Here is an 18,590-nt window from a genome sequence, read left to right on the forward strand (position 1 = left end):
TTATATCGGTATCTAACACCTGGGCTTGGGCTAAGCGCCAGCCGGGACTTCGACATCGATCGTGAAGATCGCACTGTTGCGCTTGCCCGCCGCCATGTCGCCCTCGGTTCCGATGAAAGCGGTCATGAACAGCGTCCTGCCCGAATTGCCCCCGAGCGTGCAGGAAATGCCGAACCCTTCCAACTGAACGGCATCGGTGATCTTGCCGCCATCGAGGACACGTACGAATTCACCGGTGTTGTAGACACCAGCCCAGATCGCACCCTCTGCGTCGGCGCAAATGCCGTCGGGCTGCCGTTTTCCAAGATCGGCGAATAGCCTCCGATTGCTCAGCCTGCCGGCTTCGTTGATGTTGAAAGCGGTTAGGCGCCCTGCCCAAGTCTCCGCAACAAGGAGTGTCCGCCCGTTGTCGATGACGACGGACCCATTTGGGAAGTCGACTTCGTCAGCGACTTCTTCAATGGTTCCGTCCGGATCGACCCTGTGGAGCGAAGTCGTCTTGCGCTCTTCGCCCCCCGCGAAATCGTACCCGAAGTTTCCGACATAAATCCGGTCATGCTCGTCGATCGCGAAATCGTTCAGCCAACCGGTCGCGTGTTTTGACAGATCGGCGTAGTCAACCAACTGTGAGCCAGGGAAGTACCTGAGGAGCTTGCGATCCTTGGCGGAAACCACAATCAGGCTTCCGTCGGAAAGGAACCCCAGCCCGGAGGGTCGGTTGGGCACATACAAGAACGTCTTGGGGTGCCCCTCGGCCGAGAGGGCGCAGACCTTATGATCGAAAACGTCAGATACCCACAAGCGGTCATCTCGCCATTTCGGCGCTTCGAGGAACATGAAATTGTCCGCGAACAACGTAGGTTTCTGGGTTGCCAATTTCGTCCTCCCCGGCGAACTCGACCGGCGTCACCAACCGCCGTCGCAATGGATGTCCTGCCCCGTGATCAGGTCGGCCTCGGGTGACGAAAGGAACACGACCAGATTGGCGATGTCTTCGGGCTCGATCCGCCGCTTCAGGCTCTGCCGCTCCAGAATCCACCTGTGGTATTCCTCTCGCTTCTCGCCGAAATGGCGCCATTCGGCTTCAGACACCACCGCACCCGGCGAAACGCCGTTCACATTGATGCCGTAGTGACCGAGTTCGCGCGCCAACGCCTTGATAAGACCGTACATCGCTCCCTTGGAGGCGACATAAGGGACGAAGCCTTCCCAGTGTCCGGTCAGGGTCGCGGACGTCATATTGACGATCTTGCCGTATTTCTTCTGCTTCATCATGGCGCTGCACGCCCGCGCTACGACGAAGGCAGCAGACGAATTGATCCGGACCTCGTTCTCGTATTCCTCAATCGTGAATTGCTCGTGCGGCTTGTTCACGACGAATGCTGCATTGTTCACAAGGATGTCGATGCCGCCCACTTCTTCGGCTAGCGCGGTTACGGCCTTCTCCGTGCCAGCGAGGTCGCTAAGATCGCAACCGAAATAGCGGACGTCGCGAGCGATCTTCCCAATTGTTTCGGAAGCATTTTCCATATGGGGGCGGTCCGAAGCGATGACCGTGGCCCCGGCTTCGTGATAGCGAGCCACCAAAGCCTTTCCGATCGTTCCCAACGCCCCGGTGATCAGAACGGTTTTTCCGGCTAGATTTGCCAACATATCCTCCCAATGTTTTGTCCAGGCAAAATTCCATCTCTCGATCGAAATGAGAACACGGAAACTCACCTTGGTATCGGCGCATATAGCTTCTTGTTATATCTTGGTCGGATCAAAGACCTTGCCGCGTGAAGTTATGGATGCGGCACGACATGTGACGTGAGATTGCTGCAGAATACGAGATGCCCGCCGGCGCGGGCGGGCACGTGTATGGAGGAAACCGCAACTATGTCCACCGAACCCGATCTCGTGCACGTTTTTGCCCGGCACGCGGCGGAACTCTCGTATGACGCTCTCCCAACAGTCGCGCGCGAAGCTGCGAAAAAAAGCGTTCTCGACACATTGGGTGTCATTCTCGCCGCGAGCGGGATGGAACCCGCGGTCAGGGGTGTCGTGGAAATCGTGGAGGAAGGCGGCGGAAAGCCCGAGTGTTCCGTGATTGGCTTTGGCGGTCGTCGCCCGGCAATGATGGCGGCGCTCGCGAACGGTGCGATGGCACACTGCCTGGATTACGACGACCAGACCCCTTGGGGACAGCACACAGCGAGTTCCATCGTGCCTGCGGTGTTCGCAGTCGCCGAGCGCCGGGGCGGCGTTTCCGGGAAGGATCTGATCGCCGCGGTCGCCGCGGGCCAGGATATCTTCGCCCGCTTGCGATGCAACGTGGACTGGAAAAAGGACTGGAACCTGTCGACGGTACTCGCTGTCTTCGCCGCGACGGCTTCCGCGGGCCGCACAATGGGACAGTCTCCCAGACAGGTCGCGCACGCCATGGGCATCGCTACCATGCAATGCAGCGGCGTCATGGAGATGGTTGCAGGGCGTGGCAGCGATCTCCGTGGCATGTACGCCGGATTCTCTGCCAAAGGCGCTGTCCTGGCCGCCCTGATGGCAGAAAAAGGCATCACAGGCATCGATCGCATGTTTGAAGGCCAGTACGGTTTTATGAATACCTATTTTGGCGGCGGTTTCGATCGCGAAGCCATCGTTCGCGATCTCGGCCGGGATTTTCTTGGAAGTGGGACGCTGTACAAGCGTTGGCCATGTGTGGGTACCGCCCACAGCCATATGAAAGCCGCGATCGACATCGTCACGAAAAACGATGTGCACCCAGACCAGATCGCGGAGATCCGTCTCCATGTCGGCGACTACCACGATTTAATGTGTCAGCCGCTTCAGGAGCGGCGGAGCCCGGCGACATTGGCCGATGCGAAATTCAGCTTGCCGTTTCTTGTTTCTATCGCCATCGCCCGACGGGGCATGAGCGTCTCGGATTTTACCGAAGATGGCCTTCACGATAGAGCAGTGCTTGAGATAGCGACCAAGATAAGCCTTGTGAACGATCCAGCTCTCGATTGGAGACTCGAACTCCCACCCGGCCGCGTGGAGATTCTCACCCATGACGGCCGCCGATGGTCGCAGGAAGGCCGAAGCGTTCCTGGCAACGCGGACAATCCCATGGGCTGGGACGACATCCGCTCGAAATTCACAGAATGTGCGACGCTCTCGATCACCAGATTAGCGGACGACGTCGTGACCCGGGTAGCGGGTCTCGCCAGTCGGCTAGAGGAACTCTCCGATGCAACGGAACTGGTGAAACTTCTCTCTCCGCCAGCACACGAGGCGTAGAAAAACCTGCGTTGAGCGCCTGACGCTCCATGGTGGAGTCAAAAGTTTCTATCGAGACTTTTGCGCTGCCGCTAAATGCCGGCTGTCTGCCCGCCATCAACAACCATGGCATGACCCGTCACGAAACCCCCGGCGTCGGAGCAAAGCCAGAGGACCGTGCCAGCGATCTCTTCTGGGCGTCCCATGCGTCCAATAGGTTCTTGCGCAATCACGCGAGCCCGACCTTCATCAGTATCGCCCGTGTAGCGGGCGATCATCGGCGTGTCGATGATGCCCGGGCAGATTGCGTTCACCCGAATGTTCTTGTTCGCATACTCGAGGGCGGCGACCTTGCTTGCGGCCACAACACCGAACTTCGAGGCACAATAGCTGGACTGCCCGCGTATCGCCAAGACACCCGCGCCCGATGCAGTGTTGACGATCGATCCGCCTCCTTGGCGCAGCATGATTTCGATCTCGTATTTCATGCAAATGAAAACGCTTTTCAGGTTCACGGCGATGGTCTTGTCCCAAACTTCCTCGGACAATTCGGCGATCGGTTGCGCGGGTTGTTCGATGCCCGCGTTGTTGAACGCGATGTCCAAGCGGCCGAACTTATCCACGGTCTGGTCCAGAGCCGCCTTCACGTCAGAGCTTTTGGTCACGTCGCAGATGACGGACAACACGCTTCCGCCGCGGCCCTCGATTTCGGCGACCGTTTCCTTCAAGCCCTTCTCGGAAATGTCGGCGGCCGTCACAGCCGCGCCCGCCATGGCAAATGCGATCGCTGCGGCGCGGCCGATGCCGCTCCCGGCCCCGGTGACGAATGCGACTTTGCCGTTGAGATCCACTCTTGGTATGTCAGTCATGTCGATTGTCCGTTTTTCTGTTTTTTGAGGGCGGAGCGAATGGTCTTCGCGAGTCGCCGGTCGCGCTGAAGCGCCACCTGCTGCTCAGCCGCCCGTCTTGGATTTCGCCTTGGTGCCGCCCACGGTGTAGATTGCCGCTGCGACCACGACCACCACGCCCTCTATGAGGCCCTGCCAGTTCGCACCGAGGTTCAGGATGTTGAAACCGTTGGTCAGCGAATAGAGCAGCAGCGCTCCGGCCAGCGTCTTGATGACGCTGCCTGCGCCACCGAACAGCGAGGTCCCCCCGAGGATGGCGGCGGCGATAACCGTGAGTTCCGCGCCCGTAAGACCCGCCGGATTGATGGACCGCAAGCGGCTCGCGAAAAGGACACCAGCAAATCCTGCCGCGCCACTACAGAAGACGAAAGCCATCAACTTGTATCGCGTGACGTTGATACCGGACAATCGGGCCGCTTCTGAATTACCACCGACCGCATAGACGCGCCGGCCAACCATTGTGAAGCTTAGCGTGAACCAGACGATCGCAGTGAAGACGACCATCATAATGACAGGATTCCGCAGGATCAATTCACCGCCGGAGGCCCAGGAGACCAGCAGGAAGAAAAGCCCAGCCACGACCATTCCGAGTGTAGCGGGCCGCAGGCTCTTCCCCGCCATGCGGGTCTGGAAAATCCGGAATGCGGCCACGGCCAGGAGCGCCAGTCCCGCGATCAATACGAGCCAGAAACCATCATGACGCCCACCTTCGAAGGATTTCATGGTGGCGATCACATCTGGATTTGCAACTGAAAGCGATCGTCCGTCGGTGTAAATCAACACCAAGCCGCGGACCGCTGTCATCGTGCCGAGGGTAACGATGAACGCATTGATCCCAACGTATTGAACGATTGCTCCATTCAGAAGACCGATGCTCATTGCCACGATCACCGCGAGTGCCGCGGCAGGCCAAAAGCCGATCGCGTCGGCATTGCCGATCAACATCACTGCGGCAAGAGCCGCGACCGACGCCACCGATAGGTCGAAATTGCCGCTGATCAGAACCACAGTCATCGCTACCGCCATGATTGCGATCAGCGAAGACTGATAGATAACATTGGAAAGATTTTGCACACTGAGATAGTTGGATTGACCGATATAAGTCGTGATGATCGTCAAAGTGACGATCAACAGCAGCAGCGCGTAGTAAACGCCCATCTCTTGAAGTCCAAATAGCCTCCGCCAATTGGTTTTGGCGCTGGTTTGCACATCCTGACCAAGCACGTCAGACTGATCCAAGCGATTCTCTTTTATCATGGTCATGTTTAAATCTCGCTGTGAGATGCCCGCCGTTCAGTGGCGCGCGGCTTCGGTCGCTGCGCTCTTGCCGCCAGCCAGCAGAAGCAATTCATGCTCTGAAGTGTCGCGAGCGTTGCGTTCGGCAATGCACTGGCCATCACGCATCACAAGAATGCGATCGCAAACCGTCAGCAGTTCCTCGAATTCCGAAGATACGATTATGACCGACTTGCCTTCGCTTGCCAGTTGTCGAACCAGACGCAGAATGTCTGTTTTCGCCCCGATATCGATACCCGCCGTCGGCTCGTCGAGCAGGAACAGCTTGACATCACTGAACAGCCATTTGGCGATTGTGACCTTCTGCGCGTTGCCGCCACTCAGTTCCTTGACGAGGATTTCCGGCGAGATGGCTTTGATCCCAAGCATCCTGATGGCTTCCCATCCCCGGTCCCGTTCGCGCTCGCCCACCGGAATCGCGTTCCACATTGAGACGCCGCCCAACGCGGGCAATGTGGTGTTTTTCCAAATCTCAAAGTCGGGAACCAGGCCTTGAGCCATTCGGTCCTCAGGAACCATGCCGATGCCAGCCTTGACGGCCGCGCCGGTGTCCCGCGCGACGCGTTTTCCATCGAGCACCACCTCGCCCGTCGCGCTCTTGTCTGCGCCGAAGATCGCGTGGAGCAGTTCGCTCCGGCCGGATCCCAAAAGCCCCGCGACACCCACGACTTCCCCAGGCGCAACGCTCATCGAGATCTTCTGCAGCTTGCCCCTGGAGGCAAGATCACGGAGTTCCAAGCGCGGGATCTGATCGTTGCCAACGACAGCCAACGGCACGCGGCTTTCGGCCTGACGCTCGAGAGCGACAATCTGCTTTCCAACGATTGCCTCGGCGATACGATTTTCGTCGAGATCGCAGGTGTTGGCGCGCATCACAGCCAAGCCGTCGCGAAGCACAGTAACCTGATCCGTAAGCGCCATCACTTCGTCGAGGAAGTGAGACACGAACAGAATGGCTTTCTTCTCGCCTTTAGACAGACGCCTAACCGTGTTGTAGACCAGCTCACGCTCTTCTGAGGCGAGAGACGCGGTCGGTTCGTCCATGACGATCAGATCGGCGCCGGTTCCGAGCGCTTGGAATATGGATACCATTTGGCGCTCGCCGATCGACAGCGAGCTGACCAGGGTGTCCGGATCCAACCAGTACCCCACGCGTTCGCAGAGCTGGTTGAACTGGGTCCGAATGGCTGACGACCGTCGCCAGCGCCCACCGTTGCCCAGAAAAACGTTCTCTAAAATGGAAAGTGTCGGGACCAGCGGAATATGCTGGTGGACAGTTGCCACGCCCATGTCATTCGCGGCTTTAGGGCTATCCCATTGCACCGGTTGTCCACGCCAGATGATCTCGCCTAACGTGGCCCAGTAGGAACCGGACAGGATCCGGATCAGGGTCGATTTGCCGGCGCCATTGGCCCCCAGCAGACCGTGGACTTTGCCCCGCTCGATATCGAGATCGACACCGCGCAGGGCCAGCGTTCCATTGGGAAACCCCTTCACGATACCACGCAACTGCATGATTGGACCGTTGTCTTGCATCAGCTGGGTTTCCCAATCTGTTTGCTATCGACGAAGGAAGTTTATCACCACTTCTCTGGGCAGTCGTCCAGCTTGTCCTTGGTGATCGGCGGCATGTCGTAAGTCACGAAACGTCCCTTCGGCGTCTTGGGATCCGTCGCGGCCTCCTGCATTGCCTTGAACATCAATTCGCCGAGCAACAGTGGACGGGTGCAAACCGAGCCGTACATTTCCCCGGCTTTGATTGCATCATAACCCAGCTTTGAGCCCCCGCCGGTCGCGATGAGCTTGCCCTTCCAGCCTGCGGCTTCGATCGCACGTGCGCAACCGATCGCCATGTCATCCGCCTGGCTGAAAATCACATCCAGATCCGGGTGTGCGGTCAGAAAGTTTTGGCACACCGCCTCACCTTGATCCGGCGTCCAGTTTGTCGGCTGCTCGGCAACGATCTCATAGTTTGCATTGGCTTTTTTCAAAGCAGCAACGAAGCCGTCAGTGTCCAGCTTAACCACTGCGTAGGCAGGATCGCCTTGGACGATAGCGATTTTGGCTTTGCGGTCTTTGGGGAGAACCCCTGCGGTCATTTCTCCCGAGACGTAGCCGGCCTTATAGTTATCTGTCGCAACCAACGCCGACAAAGCCGGGTATGGATCCTTGACGTCGCGCTTTTGAGGATCACCCACCTGTGCCGCGATAGCAACGACAGGCACCCCGGCAGCGGTGATCTTGTCGACGAAGGACTCGGCCACGACGGAATCCAGAGGCAAGAAACTAATGGCGTCGACTTTTTGAGAAAGAAGATCGTCCAACGCGTTGCCCTGCTTCTCCACACTGCCGCGCGGATCGAGCACAACGGTCTTGACGCCCGCCTTCTTGGCGGCCTCCTCGAAGCCCTTCGCGGTCATGACATTGTAGGGATACTCGAGGCTTGCGGGCACGTACCCGAAGGTGAGATCCTTCGCACCGGCCGTTCCGGCGGACAGAAGCGCCGCGATAGCTGCCACGCCGAATTTCAGTTTCATTCCGCTCATGAGTTCCTCCCTGGAGCAAGTTTTGCTATGTGCCGGTTGAGATGGCTTTGTCGGTTTCGGCACTATGAAACCGGGCCGTGCGTCGCTACGCAGAACTCGAGGCAAACGAGATTCAACGAGAGCAACCGCCGTGACCGACGACAATTAGGAGTTCATCACTCAGTTGAAATCGATAATTGTGTCGGCAAGTATGTACAGGGGGAAAGAAACGCCATCTTTATTTACTGGGTCCTGGCGCATTCTGATCCTCCCTAAAGTTCACTAAGCGATTAAATAGCAAGTCGATCTTGCTAGCAGTATCGGCTGGGTTCAGCCTTATACCGAAGTTCGACCTGCCTCCTCCTGCGTTAACTTCTCTAACATGCTGAAATTTTGGACGACAGAGGTCCGGGCCGAGGGTTATAATACCAGCTTATGTCGTGGACCCCGGACAAGGGTCGCCGCTGTCCGGACTGGAAGCCTCTTGTCCTAGCTAGGCCAACTACCCCTAGCGCCGCAAAGCTACATATAACATTAAGTTATATGATGACTCCGCAAACGCGGCGAACGAAGCGAAAACGGTTGTCTCAAGAGTTTGGATTTGCGACCCAGCTTGGTAGCACCCCGATCATTTGAGGTCGGGGTACCTGAGCGATGTTGGAGGTCATGGCGATGAGAGGGGTTGTTTTTCTCGGAGAAGGCGCAATGGAACTTCGCGAGTTCCCCGACCCTGTTCCGGGGCCGGACGAGGTCGTTATCCGGGTGAAGGCCTCGGGCATGTGCGGGAGTGACTTGAACCACCTCTATGAGCCCAAGCGAACCGAAGACCAGATCGTCATCGAAGGGCATGAGCCATGCGGCGTCGTCGAGATGGTGGGTTCGGCTGTGAGACCTCATGAAGCGAAAGTCGGCGATCGGGTGATGATCCACCACTATGACGGCTGCCGCACTTGCTCCAATTGCCGTTCAGGCTGGACCCAGAACTGCGACAGGGGGCGGATCGCTTTCGGTGGAAATGGCCACGGTAGCCACGCGGACTTCATGAAAGCCCCCGTTCACACAGTAATCAAGCTTCCCGACGTGCTGTCGTTCAAGGCAGGTGCTGCCATCGGTTGCGGAAGCGGGACTGCTTACGGTGCTCTGAAGCGGATCAACCTGCTTGCCGAAGAAACCATCGCCATCTTCGGTCAAGGCCCGGTCGGATTGAGCTGCACCATTCTCGCCAAGGCCTTCGGCGCACGGGTCATCGCGCTTGACGTTGGCGAAGAACGCCTCGCGATGGCCAAAAGGTTCGGCGCTGATTTCCTCGTCAATCCATTGAAAGGCGATCCCGTCCAGGCCATCAAGGATGTCACCCGCGGTTTTGGTGCCGACAAGGCGGTCGAATGCAGTTCGAACCCGGTCGCGCGTGAGCAGGCGGTCAACTGCACCTGCCAATGGGGTACCACTTGCCTTGTCGGCGTTCACGGAGCCATGCAGTTCGATTGCAATGAGGTCATCACGAAGCAGAAGACGCTCATGGGTTCACTGACCTTCAGCAAAAACCAGCAAGAAGAATGCGCTCAGTTCGTCAGCGAACGAGGCATAGACGTCGATTCCCTGTTCACGCACGAATTTAAGCTCGAAGACGCCGTGGAGGCTTATGCCCTTTTCGAGCAGAGAAAAATTGGCAAGGGCGTGTTCGTCTTCGACTGAACCGCGTCTTTCCACTCGGACTTGCCGGATGTCACGGTCGGTGCAGATTGGGCCATGAGCTTCGGCTTGGGTGATGGTGACTTCGCCATGGGTGCCAAGAAATAGACGTCGCCGTGCAGTTATTCCTCTAACTCCACCAGCCGCCCGGCAGCCAACCCGGTCGTTTAGCCCCAGGACATCGGCGCCAGGTGCTTCTCCATGTTCGCGTGCAGGTTCATCACGACACCGGTGAGTCCCACCCGGAAAGCGCCGATGAGCACTCGACGACGCTTACTCGCGATAGCACTCCCGGTGGCGCACTCGAGAGCAGCCTCGTCACTGTCGAGCTTCAAGGGGCCAACTGACGCATACCAGCGAAGCCGCTAGTGTCCTGGAAACCCAATCCAACTACTGGGTTTTTAGCGACTCTAACCGGTTGATTCTGCTCGGCGCTACACTTCGCCCAAAGTCAGCCACCGTTGCGGGGGCCTTGCGCACAAATCGCTCGCTTCAAAGCGGCAGGCGAGTTGAGAGCTCGTTCACATTTGCACCGGAGGCCAAGATGTTTGCCGTTCGGCAACATGTTTGATCGTTCCGGAATCCGCTATTTCATAGAAATCGCGCGGACGTATTTCGCTCTAGAGGCGCGAACGCTGGGGCCGCCCCGCTAATGATCTGGGATCCACCCTGGTGGATTGGAGACGTTGCCATGAATATTGCAAGCAGTATCGCAGCCAACGAGGCTGATTTCGCCGCGCGATGGCTGACGTCATTCGAAGCCGCGCTCGGAGCCGGAGACGCCAATGCACTTGGCCGGCATTTCGCAGACGATTGCCATTGGCGCGATCTGTTGGCTTTCAGCTGGGACATCACGCCTCACCAATCTAGGCAGCCGATCATCGATGGCCTTCTTAAGGCGCAGCCGGATGTGCGGGCGAGAAATTTCAAGCTGGCGGAAGACCGCACCCCGCCCCGGCGCGTAACCCGTATCGGCGTGGAATCGATCGAAGCGATCTTCACGTTCGAGACGAACGTCGGTCGCGGCTACGGGTTTCTCCGGTTGGTCGCCGACGCGCCGGATACGGCATGGGCATTAATGACATCGCTTGAGGAATTCAAAGGTCATGAGGAACCGATAAACGATCAAAGGCCAAGCGGTTCTGCTTATTCGAGAAACTTTGGCGGCGACAACTGGAGCGACCTGCGTGCGAAGGAGCAAGCCTTCACAGACCGCGAGCCTGCCGTGCTGATCATCGGCGCGGGCCAGGGCGGGTTGAGCATAGCCGCCCGGTTGAGACTGCTGGGTGTGGATACCCTGATCGTGGACAAGATGCCGCGCGTCGGCGACGTCTGGCGCAGGCGCTATCATTCGCTGGCGCTGCACAACCAAGTGAAGCTCAACCACCTGCCCTATTTGCCTTGGCCGCCAAGCTGGCCCAAATACCTCCCGAAGGACATGATCGCCAATTGGCTGGAAAACTACGCCTGGGCCATGGAGTGCAACGTATGGACGGAAACGACCTTCGTCGGAGGATCTTTCGACGACCAGGCTGGCCGCTGGAACGCCAAGGTGCGGAGGGCGGACGGATCGGAACGGGTTCTGAGGCCGAAGCACATCGTCTTTGCCAACGGCGTGGCGGGCCGCCCGCTGAAGCCGAAGGTCGCGGGTCTGGACTCGTTCAAGGGCGAGGTCATGCATACGCATGATTTCACGAGCGGCGAGGATTGGGGCGGAAAACGTGTGCTGGTTCTCGGCGCGGGCACGAGCGGTCATGACGTGGCACAGGATCTCCATGGCCACGGCGCGCAAGTGACGCTGGTGCAACGAGGGGCTACGACTGTCACAAGCGTGGCCGCCGCCGGGCTGGTGCATTCCGTCTATTATAGCGAAGGCCTGCCAGTCGAAGACTGCGACCTGATTGCGGTGACCAGTACATATCCGCTGCTCATCCGCAGCTACAAGGCAGCCGTCACGAAGATCAAGGAAATCGACCGCGAACTTCTCGCCGGGTTGAAGGCAAGGGGTTTCAAGCTGGATTTCGGCGACGACGAAACGGGGCACCAGATGAAGTTCCGTCGCCGTCACGGTGGCTACTATCTCGACTGCGGATGCTCGGAGCTGATCATCAATGGCGAAGTCGGCCTCATGCAGTGGGAAGAGATCGATGAATTCGTCGCGGAGGGCGTGAAACTTGCCAACGGACAGATCGCTAAAGTCGATCTGGTAGTGATGGCGACCGGTTACCAGAGTCAGCAGGACCTGATCCGCCAGCTTTTGGGTTCAGAAACGGCGGACAAGATCGGGCCGATCTGGGGTATCGCGCCCGATGGGGAACTCGCCAACATGTTCCGGCCGACGCCCCAGCAGGGCCTTTGGTTTACCGGAGGCGGTTTCGCCCACGCGCGCATCTACTCCAAATACATCGCTTTGCAGATCAAGGCACGCGAAATGGGGTTGTTGAGCTGATGCCACTCGATTTATCCGGCAAGACAGCCTTTGTAACGGGTGCCGGATCGGTCGGCGAAGGCTGGGGCAACGGAAAGGCGACGGCCGTGCTTATGGCGCGTCAGGGTGCCAGGGTGTTCGGCACCGACATAAGCCGCGAAGCGCTGACGGAGACCGGATCGGCGATGGGTCGGGAAAACCTCGGCGGGCGATGGTCGTCCTGCCAATGCGACGCGACCAGCAGCAAAACCGTCGAGGCGGCGGTGGCGCGGTGCATCAGCGAATTCGGCCGTATCGACATTCTGGTCAACAACGTGGGCGGGAGCGCTCCGGGCGATCCGATCTCGATGAGCGAAGAGGAATGGCAGAAGCAAATCTCAATCAATCTCGACAGCGTTTTTCTCAATTGCAAGCACGTGCTTCCCGTGATGCTCCGCCAGTTCGAAGAAGGCGGGAGCGGCGGCGTAATCATCAACATCGGTAGCGTGGGGTCGATGACCTTCCAGATGGGCGGTCGCGTAAGCGTCGCCTACGCGGCATCCAAGGCAGCAGTCGAGGCCTTTTCGCGCTCTACAGCGATAGCGTTCGCCAAGAAGGGCATAAGGGTGAACACGGTGGTCCCCGGTTCCATGCACACACCGCTCGTCGAGAACAGGTTGGCTCGCCAGCTTGGCAAGGACGACGTCGGCAAGCTCATCGCGCAGAGGAACGCGAGCGTGCCCATGGGGCGCATGGGAGACGCGTGGGACGTGGCGAACGCGGTGCTGTTTCTCGCAAGCGACGAGGCTCGTTACATCACCGCCACACAACTGGTCGTGGACGGCGGGCTGACCGCGGCACGCCCGGCTTAATTTGCGGCCTTACAGGTTCCAGTGCGGAGGAATAATGAGCCGACCCGTTATTATCACTTGCGCTGTTACCGGTTCGGGTGACACCACCGCCGCAAGCCCCTATGTGCCCATCACGCCCGAACAGATCGCCGACGATGCGCTCAGGGCGCATGAAGCGGGCGCTGCCATAGTGCATATACACGTTCGCGATCCCGAGACGGGCAAACCCAGTCGCGAAATCCGCCTCTACCGGGACGTCGTTGGACGCATCCGGCAATCCGGCGCCGATGTCGTGATCAACTTGACGACGGGTGTCGGGGCACGTTTCACACCCGCCGAAGACGATCCGAACCGGAACGCGGTTTCGGGTCTAGCCTCACCCGAGGAGCGTATGGAGCATGTGCTCGAGCTGCGACCGGAAATCTGCAGTCTGGACGTTGCAACAATGAACTTCGGCGCGCACGCGTTCGTCAACGTCCCCGCACACATCGAGCGTATCGCGCGAGCCGTCCGTGCAGCCAACGTCAAACCCGAACTCGAGGTCTTCGATCTGGGCCATTGCGCGCTCGCCGAGCACCTTTTCAAGCAGGGAATATTCGCCGAACCTGCCATGTACCAGCTTTGCCTGGGCATTCCGTGGGGGGCTCCCGCGACCACGGAGGCAATGTTGTCGATGAAGCAGATGGTCCCAGCCGGAAGCAACTGGAGCGCGTTTGGCATCGGCGCGAAGGAGTTCCACATGGTCGCCCAGTCAGTCATCCTCGGAGGGCATGTACGCGTCGGGCTCGAAGACAACCTTTTTCTTTCCCGTGGCGAGCTGTCGCAGGGAAATAGGCCCTTGGTCGAACGCGCGGCGAGGATCATTGAGGACCTGGGGGCGGAGGTCGCCACGGCTTCGCAGGCCCGGGACATATTGCGGCTCGGTTGAGCTAAATGACAGGAGTCTCCATGCCTCGCCTCGAAGCATTGTCGGATGACGAGATGACCGCCGCGCAGTCCGAAGTCAGCGCGGAAGCAGTCGCCGGGAAACGGGGACGCGTGCCCGCCCCGATGATCGCCTGGCTCAGAAATCCAGAACTCGCGCGCAGGGCACAGCGGCTCGGCGAACTTCTCAGGTACGACACCACACTTCATCCGCGTCTGTCGGAACTCGCGATCCTTGTTTGCGCCAGGCATTGGACGTCCCATCATGAATGGACGGCACACAAGCGCCTGGCGTTGGAAGCGGGGCTGAACCCGCACGTCATCGCCGACGTGGCAGCTCGGCGTCGGCCCGAGGTGGCTGGCGACGAAGAGCGTCTCGTACACGATATCGCGTGGTGCCTCCTCTCGACCGGTCGGATCCGCCGCGCGCTTTACGATCAGGGCGTTCAGCGCCTGGAGGAACGGGGAATGGTCGAGCTAGTGGCGATCGTTGGCTATTACTGCCTTGTATCGGTGACGCTGAATGCATTCGAGCTAGGAATCCCGATATCGATCGCGACGGAACTCAACGATCCTGAATTTCCCTCGCCAGGACCTGCTCCGTGAGCCGCGCGCGTCCACACTGCCATCTGAAGGACGAGGAGCCGATCGATCCCGGACTGCCGATCGTCGATGCCCACCATCACCTCTACGACAGAGCAAACCTTCGCTATCTGCTCGACGAGCTCAAAGCAGATCTCGCAAGCGGACACAACGTGGTGGCGACGGTGTTCGTCCAGGCCCACGCAATGTATCGCGACCGGGGTCCGGAAGCGATGCGTCCTGTCGGTGAAACCGAGTTCGCCAAAGGCGTTGCGGACGCGTGCGCGGCCGATCCCGAATGCCAAACGCAGGTTTGCGCGGGAATTGTCTGCCACGCCGATCTGATGTTAGGCGAAAGCGTCGAAGAGGTTCTCGGGGAGCATGTCCGCGCTGCCGGCGGCCTTCATCGGGGAAATCTGCGCGGTGTTCGGCACATCGCCGCCTGGGATGCCGACCAGGAAATGCTCAATAGCGCCTATCCGACGACTCCCGACATGCTTGACGACGCTCGTTTCCGGGCCGGGTTCGCCAAGCTCGCGACGTACGGCCTCCGGTTCGACGCCTGGCTTTACTTCCATCAAATCTGCGGCCTGACGGCGTTGGCAAGGTCCTTTCCGCATATTCCGATCGTCGTCGATCACTGTGGAGGCATCTTGGGCACCAGGGGCTATTCGGGTCGTCATGCCCAGGTCTTCGCCGAGTGGTCCATGGCGTTACGCGAACTGGCGGCTTGCGACAACGTCGCGATCAAGCTTGGCGGTCTCGGGATGCCGATTTCGGGTCTCACCCATCCGGAACTCGGAAGACGGCCTGACTCGGCTGAACTTTGCACGGCCTGGCGACCATGGATGGAGACGTGCATTGAGATTTTCGGAACCTCGCGATGCATGTTCGAGAGCAACTATCCCGCCGACCGGCAGAGCCACACCTATGGCACCGGTTGGAACGCTATGAAACGGCTGGCGGCAGGAGCGACAGAGACAGAACGGGACAATCTCTTCTGGCGGACCGCCGCGCGATTCTACGGGCTGGAAATGCCCGGTTCCGGCGACATCACTCAGGCGGGACGCTCGTCATGATGACGGAACAAGGCTACGAGGAAGTCCAAGAATGCGCGCGTCTTGGGAGACACTTTCCGGCTGCTCGGGTAGACCGCGTAAAGGGAGGTGTCGAACTCGGTAGGACTTACCTCATGATCCGTCAGGAGAGGTATCAGATCACCATTTCTAACGGCTTGCCGGACAGTCGATTCCTGCATAATGACCAAGCCGAGACCGCTCATTGCGCTGGTGAACAGCGCAGCGCCACTATCCGTCTGGAGGTTCCCAGATACCGGTATTTCCACTGTGGTCGCGTCCTTCGTGAAGCGCCAGCGGTTGTCGTAATTCTTCGCCCGAAAGACAAGGCAATTGTGTTTGACGAGGTCCTGCGGAGCGGTAGGATGACCGCTCCTTTCCAGATATCCCGGACTGCCACAGAGAACCCTACGGCTCGGGCTAAGGCGGCGCGCTATCAAACTTGAGTCCTCAAGGTTGCCGAGCCATACCGCGACGTCTATCCCGAGCGCAACGAGGTCGGCGCGCTCGTCCGTCAGGGTGACCTCGATCATGACTTCGGGGTTCTCGGCAAGGAAGTCCTTCAGCGCCGGAACGATCACTGCGTTTCCAACGGAAATCCTGAGATGCACACGCAGCCGCCCTTTGACTGTATTTTGGTAGCCGCTGACTTCCCGTTTTACGTCGTCAATCTGGCGGATGAGTTCGGTTAGCCTCTGATAATATAGATGGCCGACCTCGGTAAGGGATTGCCGCCGAGTCGTGCGGTTGAGCAGCCGGACACCCAGCGTCGCTTCGAGGCGATTGATCTGCCGAGCGATGGAGGTCACAGATGTGCCTAGATGCCGGGCAGCGGCCGAAAAGCTGCCGTTCTCGACTACTAGAACGAACGCCCTATCCAATTTGAGTTCGTCCATTGCCTCCCCCACCCCGTTCTCCTCTCGCGTCGAAAAATGCCTGATCGCAAGCACTGCCGCTAGCTGGTCGCCAATCAGCGAGATGCCACAATGCACACGTGAATACGGCGCCCGTCAAAATTTCACACGCTGCGCGGTTGCCTCCAGTTAGGTCGCTCCTGGGTAGACATGCTGGCCGTAGGCATTCCTGATGTCGGTCAAGAGCTTTCCGGTCGGGGGCGCGTACGTCATGCGCTTGCTGGTAAAGACACCCGTCAGCTGTTTGATTTGGACCGCCAACTCGGCGGTCTTCACGAGTGCGAGCGGCCCGTTGAGCACGGGCGTCGAATTGACTTCGTGGATGCCCGCCTCGGTCAGAACCGTCATCAGACTGCCGCCAGCCGGGATCAAGACCTCGGCTCCCTTCTCGATGCTTCGGTTGGCCGCCTCGATGAATTGACGGACAACCTCCGCCCTCGCGTCGTCATCTCGGAGGGCGAGATCGAACACTCCCGGTCTCTCGACCGTCATGGTTTCGACGGATGCCAATCGGGACATGACCCCTTGGTTGCGGACCCCTTCCATGATCCGCGGCACGAACTTAGGATTCACGTTGATGAGAGAAAACGACGCCCCCATGAGGCAAGCCACCTGGACAGATGACTCACGCAGGCCGAGGACCGGAATATTCAGAAGCTCACGGAGTTCATGCACCCCGGGCTCGAAAATGTTTCCGACTAGAAAGGCGTCGTAGCCGTCCTTCTCCGCCTGCAGACCCTTCTCCGTCACCTCCACGGTGTCCAACAGCTCGAGATAGCGGTACTGGTCCGCGATAGCCCGATGAGGACTGAGTCCATCCACCGTGATCTCAGTGCCGGAAGCGGCAGCCTTTTGAATGATCCTTCTGAGCGCCTGCGCATATAGGCCGTCTCGGGACCCCCGAGAGACGCCGAAGCTTTGGTAAAAGAGTTTCATCGTCAACTCCTGCTATTCGTCCCGCTTCAAGCGCCGCTCAGGGAAGCGCGCTTTCAGACGATGTCGACCAGGTCCGGATTGTATCTGCCCTTCCGCATCCTGTAGATGGCGATCTTTTCGAAGATACCTGCTTTGTAGAATGGCTCGTTGGAGATGAAATCTTCAGCACCCCCCCGAGCCGGGACGTTCAGAATGAAAAGACTTCCCAAGGCCACAGACGCGTCGTCATTCTGGAGTGGGCCCGAAAAGAATATCCTCGATTTGAATTGATCGAGGTATTCCCGGTGCACCGTCAGGTGCTCTGCCCTCGCCTCGGCGGTGTCCGCCCTGTCAACGCAATATACGGCCCACAACATCAAATTTCTCCTCTGGCACTTTGGTGCCGCGTATGTCGGTGTTGATCCCGTGACCGCGGTCACATGCGGTCGGAACGGCCGCCATCGACAAACAGCGTGTGCCCTGTGACATAGCTGGAGTCGTCGGAAGCGAAGAAAAGGACAGGTGCCGCGAGCTCTTGCAGAGTTCCCAAACGACCCAGCACCACCGTGCTCTTGCGGTGCTGCATGTGTTCATGAACCTCTTCGGGTGTTCGTGTCGACGCGGAGAACGGGGTGAGAAAGCTGCCGGGCGCGATGCAATTGACCGTCACTCCGCTCGGGCCGAGCTCGCGCGCCAACGTCTTCGTGAGCATGATCACCCCGGCCTTCGCCGACGCATAGGCCGCGCTTCCACCAGGAGATCCCGCGGTCTTGTGCGGGGCCGCTCCTGTGCCTAGCGCAGAGCTGATGTTGACGACGCGTCCGTAATTCTGGCGCACCATATGTGGCGCAACCGCCTGTGTGCAGAAGAATACCCCTTTGAGATCGACATCCAGAACGATGTCCCAATCTTCACTCGTGGTGGTGGCGAACGGACGATACCGCGATACCCCTGCGTTGTTGATCAGGATGTCAATGCGGCCGTACTGGGCAACCACTTTGTCCATGAACTCGGCGAGTTGATCGCGCTGGGTTACGTCGACCGCCGAACCGGAAGCTCTGCCCCCTGCCTGTTTGATCGATTCAACCGCCTCCGGAATGGCATCCCCGTTTTTGTCAGCGAGAACCACTGACGCACCTTCCGAGGCGAAGAGGTCTGAGATAGCCTTGCCAATGCCGGAGGCACCTCCCGTAATGATCGCGATCTTGTCCTTCAGCCGCATTCTCTCACTCCTCCGTGCCA

General features: G+C 59.0%; 17 protein-coding genes. 7 read left to right on the plus strand and 10 right to left on the minus strand.

Going from position 1 to position 18,590, the window contains the following annotated elements:
* Nucleotides 1-30 precede the first annotated feature (30 nt).
* Together X743_RS147985 and X743_RS147980 are read right to left on the minus strand one after the other, a co-directional pair.
* Complete coding sequence (locus tag X743_RS147985; protein WP_245264272.1) at nucleotides 31-876, minus strand: SMP-30/gluconolactonase/LRE family protein; 846 nt, start codon at nucleotides 874-876, stop codon at nucleotides 31-33.
* Nucleotides 877-906: 30 nt separating this feature from the next.
* A complete protein-coding gene (locus tag X743_RS147980; RefSeq protein ID WP_084555582.1) occupies nucleotides 907-1,650 on the minus strand; it encodes an SDR family oxidoreductase in 744 nt (247 codons plus the stop codon).
* Nucleotides 1,651-1,878: 228 nt separating this feature from the next.
* On the opposite strand from X743_RS147980, the gene X743_RS147975 reads away from it, so the two are divergent.
* On the plus strand, nucleotides 1,879-3,279 hold the full coding sequence (locus X743_RS147975; protein WP_031257997.1) for an MmgE/PrpD family protein: 1,401 nt from the start codon (nucleotides 1,879-1,881) through the stop codon (nucleotides 3,277-3,279).
* A 71-nt stretch (nucleotides 3,280-3,350) separates the two neighbouring features.
* Here the strand turns inward: X743_RS147975 and X743_RS147970 are convergent, their stop codons facing one another.
* The 4 genes from X743_RS147970 to X743_RS147955 form a co-directional block, all read right to left on the minus strand.
* The gene (locus tag X743_RS147970; RefSeq protein ID WP_031257998.1) at nucleotides 3,351-4,127 is read right to left on the minus strand and encodes a glucose 1-dehydrogenase; all 777 of its coding nucleotides are present in this window, start codon (nucleotides 4,125-4,127) and stop codon (nucleotides 3,351-3,353) included.
* Between the two features lie 84 nt (nucleotides 4,128-4,211).
* Nucleotides 4,212-5,429 carry an ABC transporter permease gene (locus tag X743_RS147965; RefSeq protein WP_031257999.1) on the minus strand — a complete coding sequence of 406 codons (1,218 nt, stop codon included), beginning with the start codon at nucleotides 5,427-5,429 and terminating at the stop codon, nucleotides 4,212-4,214.
* Nucleotides 5,430-5,459: 30 nt separating this feature from the next.
* Complete coding sequence (locus X743_RS147960; RefSeq protein WP_006339950.1) at nucleotides 5,460-6,998, minus strand: sugar ABC transporter ATP-binding protein; 1,539 nt, start codon at nucleotides 6,996-6,998, stop codon at nucleotides 5,460-5,462.
* Between the two features lie 44 nt (nucleotides 6,999-7,042).
* On the minus strand, nucleotides 7,043-8,008 hold the full coding sequence (locus X743_RS147955) for a sugar ABC transporter substrate-binding protein (RefSeq protein ID WP_031258002.1): 966 nt from the start codon (nucleotides 8,006-8,008) through the stop codon (nucleotides 7,043-7,045).
* 684 nt (nucleotides 8,009-8,692) lie between these two features.
* Between X743_RS147955 and X743_RS147950 the strand changes: the two genes are divergently transcribed.
* The 6 genes from X743_RS147950 to X743_RS147925 all read left to right on the plus strand — a co-directional run bounded on the left by X743_RS147950 (nucleotide 8,693) and on the right by X743_RS147925 (nucleotide 15,522).
* Entirely contained in the window at nucleotides 8,693-9,682 is a 990-nt protein-coding gene (locus X743_RS147950; protein ID WP_245264273.1) for a zinc-binding dehydrogenase, read from the plus strand.
* A 688-nt stretch (nucleotides 9,683-10,370) separates the two neighbouring features.
* Nucleotides 10,371-12,128: an NAD(P)/FAD-dependent oxidoreductase gene (locus X743_RS147945; RefSeq protein ID WP_023767284.1), complete on the plus strand. Its 1,758-nt coding sequence runs from the start codon at nucleotides 10,371-10,373 to the stop codon at nucleotides 12,126-12,128.
* Nucleotides 12,128-12,958 carry an SDR family NAD(P)-dependent oxidoreductase gene (locus X743_RS147940; protein WP_023767285.1) on the plus strand — a complete coding sequence of 277 codons (831 nt, stop codon included), beginning with the start codon at nucleotides 12,128-12,130 and terminating at the stop codon, nucleotides 12,956-12,958. Before X743_RS147945 ends, X743_RS147940 begins: the two co-directional genes overlap by 1 nt.
* Nucleotides 12,959-12,992: 34 nt before the next feature.
* Nucleotides 12,993-13,865, plus strand: a complete 873-nt coding sequence (locus X743_RS147935) for a 3-keto-5-aminohexanoate cleavage protein (protein ID WP_023767286.1) — start codon at nucleotides 12,993-12,995, stop codon at nucleotides 13,863-13,865.
* Nucleotides 13,866-13,885: 20 nt separating this feature from the next.
* A complete protein-coding gene (locus X743_RS147930; RefSeq protein ID WP_023767287.1) occupies nucleotides 13,886-14,467 on the plus strand; it encodes a carboxymuconolactone decarboxylase family protein in 582 nt (193 codons plus the stop codon).
* Entirely contained in the window at nucleotides 14,464-15,522 is a 1,059-nt protein-coding gene (locus tag X743_RS147925) for an amidohydrolase family protein (RefSeq protein WP_023767288.1), read from the plus strand. The genes X743_RS147930 and X743_RS147925 overlap by 4 nt, the downstream gene beginning before the upstream one ends.
* On the opposite strand, the gene X743_RS147920 is transcribed toward X743_RS147925, so the two are convergent.
* From X743_RS147920 to X743_RS147910, 4 genes are all read right to left on the minus strand, one after another.
* Nucleotides 15,501-16,415, minus strand: a complete 915-nt coding sequence (locus tag X743_RS147920) for a LysR family transcriptional regulator (protein ID WP_032923276.1) — start codon at nucleotides 16,413-16,415, stop codon at nucleotides 15,501-15,503. The two genes, X743_RS147925 and X743_RS147920, sit on opposite strands and share 22 nt — an antisense overlap.
* A 147-nt stretch (nucleotides 16,416-16,562) precedes the next feature.
* The gene (locus X743_RS0136570; protein ID WP_023767290.1) at nucleotides 16,563-17,369 is read right to left on the minus strand and encodes an aspartate/glutamate racemase family protein; all 807 of its coding nucleotides are present in this window, start codon (nucleotides 17,367-17,369) and stop codon (nucleotides 16,563-16,565) included.
* 53 nt (nucleotides 17,370-17,422) lie between these two features.
* Nucleotides 17,423-17,725, minus strand: a complete 303-nt coding sequence (locus X743_RS147915; RefSeq protein ID WP_023767291.1) for a YciI family protein — start codon at nucleotides 17,723-17,725, stop codon at nucleotides 17,423-17,425.
* 59 nt (nucleotides 17,726-17,784) lie between these two features.
* Nucleotides 17,785-18,570, minus strand: a complete 786-nt coding sequence (locus tag X743_RS147910) for a 3-oxoacyl-ACP reductase family protein (RefSeq protein WP_023767292.1) — start codon at nucleotides 18,568-18,570, stop codon at nucleotides 17,785-17,787.
* Nucleotides 18,571-18,590: the final 20 nt, after the last annotated feature.

The organism is Mesorhizobium sp. LNHC232B00, assembly GCF_000502435.1.
GTDB classification, from domain to species: domain Bacteria; phylum Pseudomonadota; class Alphaproteobacteria; order Rhizobiales; family Rhizobiaceae; genus Mesorhizobium; species Mesorhizobium opportunistum.